Raw genomic sequence first — 1,129 nt, 5'->3', positions numbered from 1 at the left:
TCGCGGTCATGACCGCGACGGTGACCGGAGCGGCGGGCGCGGTCGGACAGGGTGCCGGAGCCGCGGTCGCCGATGCCCTACGCGCCCGCCTGGTCTCGACGGAGCGGGGACGGGCGGCCCTGGATACGCTGAACCACGCCCCGGAGGACCCTGCCGCACAGGACTCGGCCCGGTCCGTGATCCAGGAGGAGATCGAGGCCGATCCGGAACTGCGGCGTCAGTTGCAACTGCGGCTGACCGCACCGGGAACCAACGCCACGGGCAGCCTGCTGATCACCGGCAGCCAGGTGTCGCGCAGCTCCATCGCCCTCGGCCCGCTGACCATCAACAACACCCGGGGCGGGCGGGCCGTCATCGCCTTGGGGGCCGCGCTGCTGCTGGCCCTGGTCGTGCTGGCCGTGTACGGGGGCATGAACCTGATCGTGGTCGACGACTCCCCCGAGTCTTCGCAGGACGACAGCGCCCGCCATGCCGTGCGAGCCCTGAACGTCAGCGAGGTCAAGCGGGTGGTTCCGGACCTGACGAGCATGCCGTCCGGCTGGGAGAGATCCGGGACCGTCAGGACTGGGAAGAACGAGGACAACGGATGCTCAGGGGCCGAGGCGAGATTCAGGACCGCCTACGGGCGAACCAGTGAGGGAACCGTGGTCGCCGCCGTGTTCACGGTGTGGTCCTGCCCCCGCGTAGCGCTGACCGCAAAGGGATTCGAGGAAACCCGGTCGGGCATCGCCGACAACAACAAGGCGACGGAGATCCCCCTCCCGGAGCTCGGCGACCAGCGTGCCGCGATCACCCACTACAACGCCGACCTCGACGAGACGACAGCCCATGCCGTGCTCCGCGTCGGCACTGTCCTCGTCGAGCTGGAATACGATCCGGTGGTGCCGGATGACCCGGAATGGAGCGCGGAGTTCGAGCAGCTGGCCTCGATGGTCGCTGCACGCGCCCAGCAGGTCCAAAACGCCTGACCCGCCGAAGCCCTGACTCTCGACCTGCCTCAGGCGGGCGGATCGTGCGGACGATCAGCAGCCCGGACGAGACCGTGGCCGAGGTCACGAAGGGGCCCTTGGTGAAGGCCAGTTCGGCGAAGCGTTTACCGATGCGGCGGTGGGTGGCGGCGTCCGGGCGG

1 protein-coding gene is annotated in these 1,129 nt (G+C 69.6%); it reads left to right on the top strand.

The genetic code is table 11. The features are described 5' to 3' along the window. Nucleotides 1–968, top strand: a 968-nt coding sequence (locus BZL64_RS36360) for a hypothetical protein (RefSeq protein WP_244205747.1), incomplete at its 5' end; no start/stop codon positions are given. Between the last annotated feature and the right edge of the window lie 161 nt (nucleotides 969–1,129).

Origin of the sequence: Streptomyces bobili (assembly GCF_002154575.1) — a bacterium.
Lineage (GTDB): Bacteria > Actinomycetota > Actinomycetes > Streptomycetales > Streptomycetaceae > Streptomyces > Streptomyces bobili.
Note: the sequence above shows the minus strand (reverse complement) of the source record. Positions and strands in the feature narration are given on the sequence as shown.